This window comes from Naasia sp. SYSU D00948 (assembly GCF_017916515.1).
Classification (GTDB): Bacteria; Actinomycetota; Actinomycetes; order Actinomycetales; family Microbacteriaceae; genus Naasia.
The window spans coordinates 1,585,765-1,597,806 of record NZ_JAFMTA010000001.1 but is presented as its reverse complement, the minus strand read 5'-3'; the positions used below and the strand labels follow the sequence as shown (position 1 = coordinate 1,597,806).

The window sequence follows — 12,042 nt, the reverse complement described above, 5'->3', positions numbered from 1 at the left end:
CTCCATCCTACGGGGGCACCGGGGGCGCTCCGGCCCTCAGGAGAGCCCAGCGACCAGCAGACCGATCCCCGCCGCGATCAGGCCGATCGTCAGGCTCGCCGCGCCGATCCAGAGCAGCAGGATCAGGCGGTTGGGGCGCTTCGGATCGCGGCCGAGCACCGAGAGGAAGAAGCCGGCGGGCATGAGGATCGCCGCGAGCGGCACCCCGTTGCGGGCGACGAGGTCCCACGCGAGCGGCAGGTCCGCGGAGTCGAGGACGGAGAGGATCACGATGCTGAGCACGAGGAGCACCCCCGCGTGCGCGTGGCCCGCACGGAAGAAGCTCGTCTGCAGCCCGTTCGCCGGGAACATGCGGCGGACGACGCGGGTCATGAAGTACCCGCCCGACTCGACCGTCACGAGAGCGAGCAGGAGCACGCCGATCAGGACCTGCGTCTCGGGTTGGATAGTCATGGTATCTATATTGGATACCTGTACTATCCGAAGTCAAGGGAGAAGGGGAACGGGGTGCGCGTCTCGGAGCTCGTGCAGCGGACCGGCACTCCCCTCGCCACCATCAAGTACTACCTCCGGGAGGGGCTGCTGCCGGCGGGCCGGTCGACCGCCGCGACGCAGGCGGACTACACGGAGGAGCATGTCCGCCGGGTGGCCGTGATCCGGGCCCTGAGCGAGGTGGCGGGTCTTCCTCTCGCGAAGATCCGGCAGGTCCTCGCCGTGATCGACGTTCCGGGCGACGATCTCTTCGCGGCGCTCGGGACGGCCGTGGGCGCCCTGCCGCCGTATCCCCGGGAGCAGGGGGACGACCTCCCCCGCGCTCGCGCGGCCGTGGAACGGCTGGGGATGCGGTGGGATCCCGATTACCCGGCCGCGGCGCAGCTCGAGCACGCGCTCGCGGCGGCCGAGGCCGCAGGCCTTCCTCCCACCGGCGAGCGGCTCGACGCCTACGGGCGCGCCATCGGCGCCCTCGCCGAGTACGACATCAGGGCCATGCCGCACGGAGCGGGCAGCGCCGTCGAGTACGCGGTGCTCGGGACGGCGCTGTACGAGCCCGTGCTGCTCGCGCTGCGCAGGATCGCCCACCAGGACGCCGCCCGCCGGCTTCTCGAAGGTTCCGCCGAGCGTCCCGGCGAGCGCCCGCCCGCCGGTTGAGGGCGGGCGCCAGGCCGCGCGAGCGGCGACGCCGCCGGCTCAGGTCGACGCTCGGTGCCTCGCCAGGGCTTTCGAATGTGCTCCGGGGTCAGCTGGTGCTGGCGACCGGCAGCCGCTCCGCGACGAGCTCGGCGAGCTGGACGGCGTTCAGAGCCGCGCCCTTGCGCAGGTTGTCGTTGCTGATGAACAGCGCGAGTCCGCGGCCCTCCGGCGCCCCCTCGTCCTGCCGGATCCGGCCGACGTAGCTCGGGTCGCTTCCGGCCGCCTGGAGCGGGGTGGGGATTTCCGACAGCGCGACACCCGGCGCCCCGTCGAGCAGCTCCCGAGCGCGCTCGGGCGTGATCGGCCGCTCGAACTCGGCGTTGATCGAGAGGGAGTGCCCCGTGAAGACCGGGACGCGGACGCACGTGCCGCTGACGAGCAGATCGGGCAGCTCGAGGATCTTGCGGCTCTCGTTGCGGAGCTTCTTCTCCTCGTCGGTCTCGCCGAGGCCGTCGTCCACGAGGTTCCCCGCGAACGGGATGACGTCGAACGCGATGGTCCGCGGGAACTTGTCGGCAGGCGGGAACGAGACGGCGGTGCCGTCGTGAACGAGACGGGCGGGGTCGTCGGCGACGGCCGCGGTGGCCTGCTCGACGAGCTCGGCGACGCCGGCGAGGCCGGCGCCCGAGACCGCCTGGTAGGTGCTCACGACGAGCCGGCGGAGGCCGGCCTCCGCGTCGAGGACCTTGAGGACCGGCATCGCGGCCATCGTCGTGCAGTTGGGGTTGGCGATGATGCCCTTCGCCGCCTGATCGAGGGCGTGCGTATTGACCTCGCTGACGACGAGGGGGACCTCGGGGTCCATGCGCCAGGCCGAGGAGTTGTCGATGACGATGACGCCGGCGGCGGCGAAGCGCGGCGCCTGGGTCTTCGAGGTGGAGCCCCCCGCGGAGAAGAGCGCGATGTCGAGGCCGGTGGGGTCCGCGGTCGCGGCGTCCTCGACGACGATGTCCTGGCCGCGCCAGGGCAGCGTGGTGCCCGCGGAGCGGGCGGATGCGAAGAAGCGGATCTCCTCGATCGGGAACTCCCGCTCCTCGAGCAGGCGGCGCATCACGGCGCCCACCTGACCGGTCGCGCCGACGACTCCGACGCGCACTCCCCTGCTCTCAGCCATGGCCTTCTCGTCTCCTCCTGTCAGCGTCCGGTGCCCGCGTAGACGACGGCTTCCGACTCACCGTCGAGGCCGAACGCCCTGTGCACCGCCCGGACGGCGTCGTTGAGCATGTCCGCGCGCGTGACGACGGAGATGCGGATCTCGCTGGTGGAGATCATCTCGATGTTGATGCCCGCGTCGTAGAGCGCGGTGAACAGCTGCGCCGAGACCCCGGCGTTCGTCCGCATCCCCGCCCCCACGAGCGACAGCTTGCCGATCTGGTCGTCGTGCTGGAGCGCCTGGTAGCCGATGGCGTCCCGCTCGACCGTCAGCGCGGTGAGGACGCCCTGCGCATCCGCCTTCGGGAGGGTGAACGAGATGTCGGTGAGCCCGGTGGCGGCGGCGGACACGTTCTGCACGATCATGTCGATGTTCGCGCCCGACCGGGCGACGATGTTGAAGATCTGGGCGGCCTTGCCGGGAACGTCGGGGACGCCGACGACGGTGATCTTCGCCTCGCTCAGGTCGTGAGCGACCCCGGCGATGATCGGCTCTTCCACTGGATCTCCGTTCTCGTCGTGTCCCGGCTTCGACGGGTTGTAGACGATGGTGCCCGCGTTGTTGTTGAACGACGAGCGTACGTGCAGGGTAACGCCGTGCCGGCGGGCGTATTCCACCGCGCGGATGTACAGGACCTTGGCGCCGGACGCCGCGAGCTCGAGCATCTCCTCGCTCGTGACGCGGTCGAGCTTGCGCGCCTTCGGGACCACGCGCGGGTCCGCGGTGAAGATCCCGTCGACGTCCGTGTAGATCTCGCAGACGTCGGCGTCGAGGGCGGCGGCGAGGGCGACGGCCGTCGTGTCGGAGCCGCCGCGGCCGAGCGTGGTGATGTCGCCGGTGCCGCGATTGAAGCCCTGGAAGCCGGCGACGATCGCGATCGCGCCGTCGTCGAGGGCCTCGCGGACGCGTCCGGGGGTCACGTCGACGATGCGGGCGGCACCGTGCCGGGCGTCGGTGAGCATGCCCGCCTGGCTGCCCGTGAAGGAGCGGGCGTCGTGCCCGAGGTTGCGGATCGCCATCGCGAGCAGGGCCATCGAGATCCGCTCGCCGGCCGTGAGCAGCATGTCGAGCTCGCGCGGCGCGGGGATGGGCGCGACCTCGTGCGCGAGGTCGAGCAGGTCGTCGGTCGTGTCCCCCATGGCGGAGACGGCCACGACGACGTCGTTGCCGGCCTTCTTAGTGGCGACGATGCGCTTGGCGACGCGCTTGATGCTCTCGGCGTCGGCGACGGACGATCCGCCGAACTTCTGCACGATCAAGCTCACTCGCGACTCCTGGATCCGGCCGCGGATATCGGGATCCCCCGCGACGGCCGCCGACGATTCTACTGGCCGGTCCGGCATGGGGTCGCCGAGGGGCGTAACCGCCGCTTCGTCCTCTCGCTCAGCAGGAGAAGTCGGCGTCCAGCAGGAACATCCGGCGCCGAATCACCTGCTGGATGCCCGGTGTTCCTGCTGAGCGAGAGTGGCGGATTCGGGACGGACGGGCGGACGGTCCGGGGGTATCAGTGCTCGACGAGGCGGCGGCCCTCGAAGGCCCGGCCCAGGGTGACCTCGTCGGCGTACTCGAGGTCTCCGCCGACCGGGAGGCCCGAGGCGAGGCGGCTGACCCGCATCTCCATCGTGCGCAGCAGGCGGGACAGGTAGGTCGCCGTCGCCTCGCCCTCCAGGTTGGGGTCGGTCGCGATGATGACCTCCTCGACGCTGCCGTCTGCGAGGCGCTGGAGCAGCTCGCGGATGCGGAGGTCCTCCGGCCCGACGCCGTCGATCGGGCTGATCGCTCCGCCGAGCACGTGGTACAGCCCGCGGAACTCCCGGGTGCGCTCGATCGCCACGACGTCCTTCGCCTCCTCGACCACGCAGATCAGGGAGCGGTTGCGGCGCGGGTCGCGGCAGATGTTGCAGCGCTCCTGGTCCGCGACGTTTCCGCAGTCCGCGCAGAACCGGACCTTCTCGCGCACCTCGAGCAGCAGCTTGCCGAGGCGCTGCACGTCGAAGTTCTGGGTCTGGACGATGTGGAACGCGATGCGCTGCGCCGACTTCGGCCCGATGCCCGGGAGCCGGCCGAGCTCGTCGATCAGCTCCTGGACGATGCCCTCGTACACGCGCTACTCCCTCGTCCGCGGCGGGAGCGAGGTCTCCTCGATGAAGCTCGCGCCGAGGATCTCGCGCACGACGGCCTCCCCGTAGCGCTGCGGCTCGTTCCGGGCCGGGGACGGCCGGCTCGTCGTGGCGGGTGCCGTCGCGCGAGCGGGCGCCGCCGGGAGGTCGGGCGCGTCCACGCGCGCGAGGAATTTCACGCGGGTGCCGAGGACGTCGAGGATCGCCTGGCGCAGGATCTCGCTCACGCCCTGGCCGGCGGCCTGCTGCTGCCGGAAGCCGGCGACGTCGTTCTCGCTGACGAAGCCGAGGGTGAGGATGTCCTCGCGCAGCGCCAGCGGCTGGGCGGTGTAGACCACCGTCCAGGCACTGAGCTTGATCCGCTTGACCGCCTCGAGGATCTCCGGCCAGGAGTCCCGGACCCGCTGCAGGTCGAGCGGGACCGCGGACGCCGCCGGGGCCGGCACGGCATCCCGGGCCTCTTCGGCGGTTCCGGGCCGAATCGCCGGCCCGGACTGACCGGACTGGCCCGGGTTGCCCTGGGCGGCGGGCGCGGGGGCGGACCGGGACGCGCCGGAGCCCGGGACGCGGACCTCCCAGCCCGGCTCGCTCACGGGAGCCGATGCCGCGGGACGCGCTGCGGGTTCGGGACGCTCGGGCGTCGAGGGCTCGGTCCGTGCCGGCGCTGCCGGGGCGGACGCTGCGGCGGCGGGCACCGACGCGGGAGCCACAGGAGCGGAGCCAGCGCCCGTCGCGGACGCAGCGGTGGCGGGCGCGACCGCGGGCGCGGACGCGACGGCGGGCGCGGGACCCGGAGCGGCGGCGGACCGGGACGCTGCGGCAGGAGCGACCGGGGCACCCTGCGACGCGGCGGGAGCGGACGCAGTCGCGGCGACCCCCACGCGGCGCTCCAGCCGCTCGACCCGGGCGAGCGCACCGCTCGCGCTGCCGTCGCTCGCCGTGACGAGCACGCGGGCGATCATCAGCTCGAGGTGGAGGCGCGGCGAGGTCGCCCCCGTCATCTCGGTCAGGGCGTCATTGATGACGTCGGCCGCACGCGACAGCTCGGCGGCGCCGAAGTGGGCGGCCTGCACCCGGTAGGACTCGAGCTGCTCGGCCGGGACGCCGCGGAGCACTGCGCCGGCGTTCTCGCCCGTCGCCGCGACGACGATGAGGTCGCGGAGCCGCTCGAGCAGGTCCTCGACGAAGCGCCGCGGGTCCTGCCCGGTCTGGATCACGCGGTCCACCGCGCCGAACGCCGCCGCCCCGTCCCGCGTGCCGAGCGCGACGACGACCTCGTCGAGCAGGGCGCCGTGCGTGTAGCCGAGGAGGGCGACCGCCCGCTCGTAGTCGATGCTGTCGCCCTCGGATCCGGCGATGAGCTGGTCGAGCAGCGACAGTGTGTCGCGGACGGACCCGCCGCCGGCTCGCACCACGAGCGGAAGCACGCCGGCCGCGACCTTGACGTTCTCGGACTCGCACAGCTGCTGCAGGTACTCGAGCATCTGCGCGGGCGGCACGAGCCGGAACGGGTAGTGGTGGGTCCGCGACCGGATCGTCCCGATGACCTTGTCGGGCTCCGTCGTCGCGAACACGAACTTCACGTGCTCCGGCGGCTCCTCGACGATCTTGAGCAGGGCGTTGAAGCCCTGAGGCGTGACCATGTGCGCCTCGTCGAGGATGAAGATCTTGAACCGGTCGCGGGCCGGCGCGAAGATGGCCCGCTCCCGCAGATCGCGGGCGTCGTCGACGCCGTTGTGGCTCGCCGCGTCGATCTCGACCACATCGAGCGAGCCGCCCCCGTTGCGGCTCAGCTCCACGCAGCTCGGGCAGACGCCGCACGGGGTGTCCGTCGGGCCCTGCTCGCAGTTCAGGCAGCGGGCCAGGATGCGCGCCGACGTGGTCTTGCCGCAGCCCCGCGGACCGCTGAAGAGGTAGGCGTGGTGGACGCGGTTCGTGCGCAGAGCGGTGCGCAGCGGGTCGGTGACCTGGGCCTGCCCGATCAGCTCCGCGAACGTCTCGGGACGGTAGCGGCGATAGAGGGCGGTGACCACCGAACAAGGGTAACTGCCGGGGGTGACACCGGAGCCGGGCCCGCCGCACCGGTGGAACCGGCAACCGGGGCGACGAAGGGCAGCGTTGCACGGCTGCCGAACGTCGTTGCGGTTGCCGTTCCCCGCAGCTCGAAACGGCCCGGAAAAGAGAAAGGACCCCTCGCGCACCCGCCAGAGCCCGGTTACCCTTGCTGCGTTTCCGCCCTGGGGGAGTTGGCCTGGATGGCGCCACGCGAGGAGCCTCCGCCAGTCTACCGGTAGACTGCTGGAGTCGGTGCGGCGAGCACGCTCGCTCCCGCCAGGAGGATTCGCCTAGTGGCCTATGGCGCACGCTTGGAAAGCGTGTTGGGTGAAAGCCCTCGGGGGTTCGAATCCCCCATCCTCCGCAGACGTGAAGCGCCGCCCCCAGGGGCGGCGCTTCTGTCATGCCGCGGGCGGATCCGATGACCTGCGCTCCCCCTCTTCTCCCCAACCCTCCGCGGACCGCCCCACCCTCTACCGCGCGGGTCTACCCTGTGCCGCACACCCGCTGACGCGTGGGAAGGCACCGACATGAGGCACGGCACCCGCCTCGTCGTGCATCCCATGTGGGGCCGCTTCGCCTCGACGGCGACGGCCGCCATCAGCCTGACCGTGCTGCCCCCGTTCCTGGCGCTCTACTGGCTGACCATCCCGACGGGCGACTGGATGCTCGTCCTCGCCATCCACGCGGTGACGCTCGCCGTGGTCATCCCGGCCACCCTCCGCGTGCGGCACGCGGTCATCGAGATCGACGAGCACGAGGTGCGGGAGCGCGGCTACTTCGGCCGCCTGGTCGTGACGCCGCGCGCCGACATCGGGTCGGTCCTCGTGGTGCCCGTGCTCGCCGGCAGCACGCTCGACTCGTCCGTGCAGCTGTTCGTCCTCGACCGGGAGGGCAGGACCCGGGTCCGCATGCGCGGGCAGTACTGGTCCGAAGAGGCGCTCACCGCCGTCGAGCACGCGTTCGACGTTCCGGTGAAGCGGGTGCCCGCCCCGATCACCCGCCGCGAGCTCCGGGCGCGGTACGGGCCGAACCTCTACTGGCACGAGCGCCATCCCGCCCTCACGTTCACAGCCGTCGCGGCACTGTGCACGGCCGTCGCCACGCCCGTCTTCGTCGCGATCGAGCAGCTGATCTAGCGCTCCTCGAGTCCCCACTCCTGTCCGTAGCCGCCCTCGTCCTCCGGTCGCGCCATCAGCTCGAGGAACGGCACCGCATCGAACGACTCCGGTCCGCGGACGCCGGTCCCCTGCCACGCGCCGGTGGCGAGCAGCTCCAGCGCGATCACGGGGTTCAGCGCCGTCTGCCACACCACGCACTGGCTTCCGTAGTCGCGCATCGTGACCTCGTTGTCGCTCACGTGGTAGAGGTACACCTCGCGGCGCCGCCCGTCGGTCCCGGTGCCCGTCACCCAGAGCCCCGCGCAGGTCACGCCGGTCATGCGCGGCCCGAGCGTGGCGGGATCCGGAAGGGCGGCCGCGACGACGTCCCTGGGGGCCACCTCGACCGGACCGGTCGCGGAGCGGACCCGGATCGGCGTGACCGAGTCCAGGTGCAGCGTGTGCAGGGTCTTGAGCACGGAGATGAACTCCGCGCCCAGCCCGTACTTGAACGTGACCCGCTTCGCGGACAGCCAGCGCGGCATGAGGAGGACCTCCTCGTGCTCGACATTGACGCACTCGACCTCGCCGATGCCCGCCGGGAACCGGAACACCTCGGGCTCGCTGAAGGGCTCCGTCGTGTACCACCCCCGGTCCGCCTCCCAGATCACCGGCGGGTTGAGGCACTCCTCGATCGTGGTCCAGATGCTGAACGAGGGCGCGAAGATCTCGTTCCCGCTCTCGTCCCGCACCACGAGGTTCGCCCCGTCGCGGGTGCCGAGCTCGTCGATCTCCCGGAACAGGTGGTCCTGCGCGTAGCGGGCGAAGACGTCGCTGAGACCGGGCTCGACTCCCATGCCGACGAGCGCGAGCCGCCCCCGCGCCTCCCACTCGGCGGCGGCCGCGAACTGGTGGTCGCCGAGCTTGACCCCGGTGCGCCGGTACGGGTCCGTGGGATGCGGCTCCGACAGGCTCATCGCCATGTCGAGGTAGTCGGCACCGGCCTCCAGCGCCCCCGCGAAGACGGCGGGCACGAACGAGGGCTCGACCGCGTTCATGACGTGGGTCGCGCCGTGCCTGCGCGCGACCTCGGCGACGGCGACCGGATCGGACGCGTCGATGCGGTCGGCGCTGAAGCGGCGGGCGACGTCGGGGCCGTGCCGCTCCGTGATCCAGGCGACGGTGCGCTCCGCGCGGGCGAGGTCGTAGTCGGTGACGACCATGGTGTCGAAGAAGGACCGCCGGGCCGCGATCTTGGCGATGGCGTCGCCGACGCCGCCCGCGCCGACCAGGAGGGTCCTCATGCGGGAACGCTACCGGCGGGGCGGACGTCCACACCCGGACCCAGGCGGGCTGGGGAGAGGGGCGACTGGTACCGTCGGAGCCGTGAGCGTCCGCATCGAACGGGTCGAGCTGCCCGGAATCGGAACCCGGCACGACGTCCTGACCGAGAGCGGCCGCCGCGTCGGGGTCGTCGCCCACCGGACGGGCGAGCGGGACCTGGCGCTGTTCGACATCGACGACCCGGATGCGGCGAGCGACTCGATCGAGCTGACCGACGACGAGGCGGCCGCCCTCGCGAACGTGCTGGGCGCGTCGGTGATGGTGAGCCAGCTGACCGGGATCCGCGAGGCCGGCGGACTCTTCACCGAGCAGCTCGTGCTGCCCGCCGGCTCGCCCTACGCGGGAGGAGTCCTCGGGGACACGCGCGCACGGACGCGGACCCACACCTCGATCGTCGCCATCGTCCGCGGGGCCGAGGTCATCCCCTCCCCCACGCCGGACAGCCCGCTGCAGGCGGGCGACACGCTCATCGCGGTCGGCACGCGATCGGGCCTCGACGCGCTCGCGAAGCTGCTCACGCACGGCGCCGGGTAGGCGCGATGAGCCAGTCCACCCTCCTGTTGATCGAGGTGGGCGCTCTCCTGCTCGCGCTCGGACTGCTCTCGCGGTTCGCGAATCGGATCGGCATCTCGGCCATCCCGCTGTTCCTGCTCGCCGGCCTGGCCTTCGGGCACGGCGGAGCCCTCCCCCTGTCCGCCAGCGAGGAGTTCTTCGAGACGGGCAGCGAGATCGGCGTGATCCTGCTCCTGCTCATGCTCGGCCTGGAATACACGGCGGGCGAGCTCGTCGAGAGCCTGTCGCGTGCCCGCATATCGGGGCTCCTGGATGCCGCGCTCAACGCCCTGCCCGGGGCGGCCTTCGCACTGCTCCTCGGCTGGGGCCCCATCGCCGCGATCGCGCTCGCCGGCGTCACCTGGGTGTCGTCGTCGGGCGTGATCGCCGGAGTGCTGCGGGACCTCGGCCGACTCGGCAACCGGGAGACCCCGACGATCCTCTCCGTACTCGTCATCGAGGACCTCGCGATGGCGTTCTACCTCCCGGTGCTCGCCGCGCTCGCCCTCGGCGCAGATCCGGCGGAGGGAGCGCTCGCGCTGGTGATCGCCGTCACCGCCGTGGTGGTGATCCTGTACGTGGCCCTCCGGCACGGCCGCATGGTCTCGCGACTGTTCTCGGTCGCGCACCGGGAGTCGCTGCTGCTCGGCGTGCTCGGCCTGACGATGCTCGTCGCGGGCCTCGCGCAGCAGGTCAACGTGTCCGCCGCCGTCGGCGCCTTCCTCGTGGGCATCGCGATCTCCGGGCAGGTGGCCCACAGCGCCGAGGAGCTGCTCTCACCCCTGCGGGACGTGTTCGCCGCGATCTTCTTCGTGTTCTTCGGGCTCGCGACGGACCCCGCCGACATCGTGCCGGTGCTCCTCCCCGCGGCGGCGCTCGCCATCGTGACCATCGGGACGAAGGTCGCCACGGGCTACCTGGCGGCCAAGCGCGCCGGCATGGGGATCCCGGGACGCTGGCGCAGCGGCTTCACCCTGACTCCCCGCGGCGAGTTCTCCATCGTCATCGCGGGGCTGGCGGTGAGCGCAGGCGTCGAGCCTCAGCTCGCGCCGCTCGCGACCGCGTACGTCCTGCTCACGGTCGTGGCCGGTCCGCTCCTCGCGCGCGTCCCGGACGCCACGTGGTTCCGAGCGGCCGTCCGGCGGCGGGGTGACGCGATCCGCGCCGCCTCCCGCGCCGGGTGACCCGGACGCCCGCCTAGTCCTCCAGCGCGGGGACGGTGCGCGGCCGGGCGATCAGCCAGAGCGCGAGGATCGCCAGCACCGCCGTCACGGCCATCACGGAGCCCATGGGGATCGCGGTCCCGATGCCGAGCAGGCCGACCACGGGCGAGACGATCCCGGAGACACCGAAGTTGAGCGCGCCGAGCAGTGACGCCGCAGTGCCCGCCTCGTTGCCGTGGTGGGCGAGCGCGGTCACCTGGATGCAGGGGAACGCGAAGCCGCACGCCGTGATGAAGAAGAAGAGCGGGATGAGGACCCCGACGAGACCCCAGCCGAGCAGGACGCTGAGGACGATGAAGCCCGACGCCAGCAGCTGGACCGCCGTCGTGCCCACGAGGATCCACTGCGGGCCCATGACCTTGGTCAGACGGGCGGCCGTCTGGTTGCCGAGCAGGATGCCGAGCGAGTTGACCGCGAAGAGCATCCCGTACTGCTGCGGGTCGAGGCCGTACACCTCCTGGAAGAGGAAGGACGACGAGGAGAGGTAGGCGAACAGCCCCGTGAACTGCATGGCGCCGACGAGCGCGACCCCCACGAAGATCCGGTCGGTGAAGAGCGACCGGTAGCGCTCGCGTGCGGTGCTGTGCCCCTCGGCGTGCTCGGTGGACGGCGCGAGCGTCTCGGGCAGCGTGAACGCGCCGGCGATCAGCATGAACAGGCCGTACCCGGCCAGGACGATGAACACGCCGCGCCAGTCGACGACCGTGAGCAGCTGACTGCCGATGAGGGGCGCGAGGATCGGCGCGAGCGAGGTGACGAGCGCGAGCCGGGAGAGCATCCGCACGAGCGGCCGGCCGCCGAAGAGGTCGCGCACCATGGCCATGGCGACGACGCTGCCGCCCGCGGCGCCGATGCCCTGGAGCACGCGGAAGATCGCGAGCACCGTGACGTCCTGGGCGAGGGCGGCGCCGACGGAGGCCACCACGTGCAGAGTGGTCGAGGCCAGCAGCGGCACCTTGCGTCCGACCCGGTCGCTGATCGGGCCGACGATGAGCTGGCCGATCCCGAAGCCCACCAGGGTGCCGGTGAGGGTCAGCTGGATGGCGGCCTCGCCGACCCCGAAGTCACGGGTCAGGGCGGGGAACGCCGGCAGGTACATGTCGATCGTGAACGGACCGACGCCGACGAGGGCGCCGAGCACGAGGACGAAGACGGCGAGCTGGGGACGGGAGAGGGCGTTTCCTGGATAGGCGGCGGCAGTCACGCGGGTCTTTCGAGTGGAGAGACGGCAGACGGGTGACGCCCTCGGCACCCTGAAATCGGTTTCAGTGTAGGAGAACTACTTAGCGGCGCTTCCTATTCCA

At 71.9% G+C, this 12,042-nt stretch carries 11 protein-coding genes, 1 tRNA gene and 1 other RNA gene; 5 read left to right on the top strand and 8 right to left on the bottom strand.

Going from position 1 to position 12,042, the window contains the following annotated elements; genetic code table 11:
- Positions 1-36: 36 nt before the first annotated feature.
- Entirely contained in the window at positions 37-453 is a 417-nt protein-coding gene (locus J3P30_RS07570) for a hypothetical protein (RefSeq protein WP_210480364.1), read from the bottom strand.
- A 54-nt stretch (positions 454-507) separates the two neighbouring features.
- Here J3P30_RS07570 and J3P30_RS07565 point away from each other — a divergent pair, with 54 nt between their 5' ends.
- Complete coding sequence (locus tag J3P30_RS07565) at positions 508-1,149, top strand: MerR family transcriptional regulator (RefSeq protein WP_210480362.1); 642 nt, start codon at positions 508-510, stop codon at positions 1,147-1,149.
- A gap of 88 nt (positions 1,150-1,237) precedes the next feature.
- Here J3P30_RS07565 and J3P30_RS07560 read toward each other — a convergent pair whose 3' ends face one another.
- The 5 genes from J3P30_RS07560 to ffs form a co-directional block, all read right to left on the bottom strand.
- Entirely contained in the window at positions 1,238-2,305 is a 1,068-nt protein-coding gene (locus J3P30_RS07560) for an aspartate-semialdehyde dehydrogenase (protein ID WP_210480361.1), read from the bottom strand.
- Between the two features lie 20 nt (positions 2,306-2,325).
- Positions 2,326-3,609 carry an aspartate kinase gene (locus J3P30_RS07555; RefSeq protein ID WP_210480354.1) on the bottom strand — a complete coding sequence of 428 codons (1,284 nt, stop codon included), beginning with the start codon at positions 3,607-3,609 and terminating at the stop codon, positions 2,326-2,328.
- A 239-nt stretch (positions 3,610-3,848) separates the two neighbouring features.
- Positions 3,849-4,448 (bottom strand): recombination mediator RecR, encoded by a 600-nt coding sequence (gene recR / locus J3P30_RS07550; protein WP_210480353.1) that lies wholly within the window; start codon positions 4,446-4,448, stop codon positions 3,849-3,851.
- A gap of 3 nt (positions 4,449-4,451) precedes the next feature.
- Complete coding sequence (locus J3P30_RS07545; protein WP_210480351.1) at positions 4,452-6,497, bottom strand: DNA polymerase III subunit gamma and tau; 2,046 nt, start codon at positions 6,495-6,497, stop codon at positions 4,452-4,454.
- A 148-nt stretch (positions 6,498-6,645) separates the two neighbouring features.
- Positions 6,646-6,742, bottom strand: an RNA gene (ffs, locus tag J3P30_RS07540) — signal recognition particle sRNA small type.
- A gap of 56 nt (positions 6,743-6,798) precedes the next feature.
- Here ffs and J3P30_RS07535 point away from each other — a divergent pair.
- Both J3P30_RS07535 and J3P30_RS07530 read left to right on the top strand, forming a co-directional pair.
- Positions 6,799-6,883: transfer RNA gene (locus J3P30_RS07535), tRNA-Ser, on the top strand.
- 166 nt (positions 6,884-7,049) lie between these two features.
- Complete coding sequence (locus J3P30_RS07530; RefSeq protein WP_210480349.1) at positions 7,050-7,658, top strand: hypothetical protein; 609 nt, start codon at positions 7,050-7,052, stop codon at positions 7,656-7,658.
- On the opposite strand, the gene J3P30_RS07525 is transcribed toward J3P30_RS07530, so the two are convergent.
- A complete protein-coding gene (locus J3P30_RS07525) occupies positions 7,655-8,923 on the bottom strand; it encodes a saccharopine dehydrogenase family protein (RefSeq protein ID WP_210480348.1) in 1,269 nt (422 codons plus the stop codon). The two genes, J3P30_RS07530 and J3P30_RS07525, sit on opposite strands and share 4 nt — an antisense overlap.
- Positions 8,924-9,005: 82 nt before the next feature.
- On the opposite strand from J3P30_RS07525, the gene J3P30_RS07520 reads away from it, so the two are divergent.
- Complete coding sequence (locus tag J3P30_RS07520; protein ID WP_307807435.1) at positions 9,006-9,497, top strand: cation:proton antiporter regulatory subunit; 492 nt, start codon at positions 9,006-9,008, stop codon at positions 9,495-9,497.
- 5 nt (positions 9,498-9,502) lie between these two features.
- Complete coding sequence (locus J3P30_RS07515; RefSeq protein WP_210480344.1) at positions 9,503-10,699, top strand: cation:proton antiporter; 1,197 nt, start codon at positions 9,503-9,505, stop codon at positions 10,697-10,699.
- A gap of 13 nt (positions 10,700-10,712) precedes the next feature.
- Here the strand turns inward: J3P30_RS07515 and J3P30_RS07510 are convergent, their stop codons facing one another.
- Positions 10,713-11,942 carry a multidrug effflux MFS transporter gene (locus J3P30_RS07510; protein ID WP_210480343.1) on the bottom strand — a complete coding sequence of 410 codons (1,230 nt, stop codon included), beginning with the start codon at positions 11,940-11,942 and terminating at the stop codon, positions 10,713-10,715.
- Between the last annotated feature and the right edge of the window lie 100 nt (positions 11,943-12,042).

Coding starts and splice junctions, on each gene's coding strand:
- J3P30_RS07515 (WP_210480344.1), top strand. CDS start 9,503: ATGAGCCAGTCCACCCTCCTGTTGATCGAGGTGGGCGCTCTCCTGCTC.
- J3P30_RS07530 (WP_210480349.1), top strand. CDS start 7,050: ATGAGGCACGGCACCCGCCTCGTCGTGCATCCCATGTGGGGCCGCTTC.
- J3P30_RS07560 (WP_210480361.1), bottom strand. CDS start 2,305: ATGGCTGAGAGCAGGGGAGTGCGCGTCGGAGTCGTCGGCGCGACCGGT.
- J3P30_RS07525 (WP_210480348.1), bottom strand. CDS start 8,923: ATGAGGACCCTCCTGGTCGGCGCGGGCGGCGTCGGCGACGCCATCGCC.
- J3P30_RS07570 (WP_210480364.1), bottom strand. CDS start 453: ATGACTATCCAACCCGAGACGCAGGTCCTGATCGGCGTGCTCCTGCTC.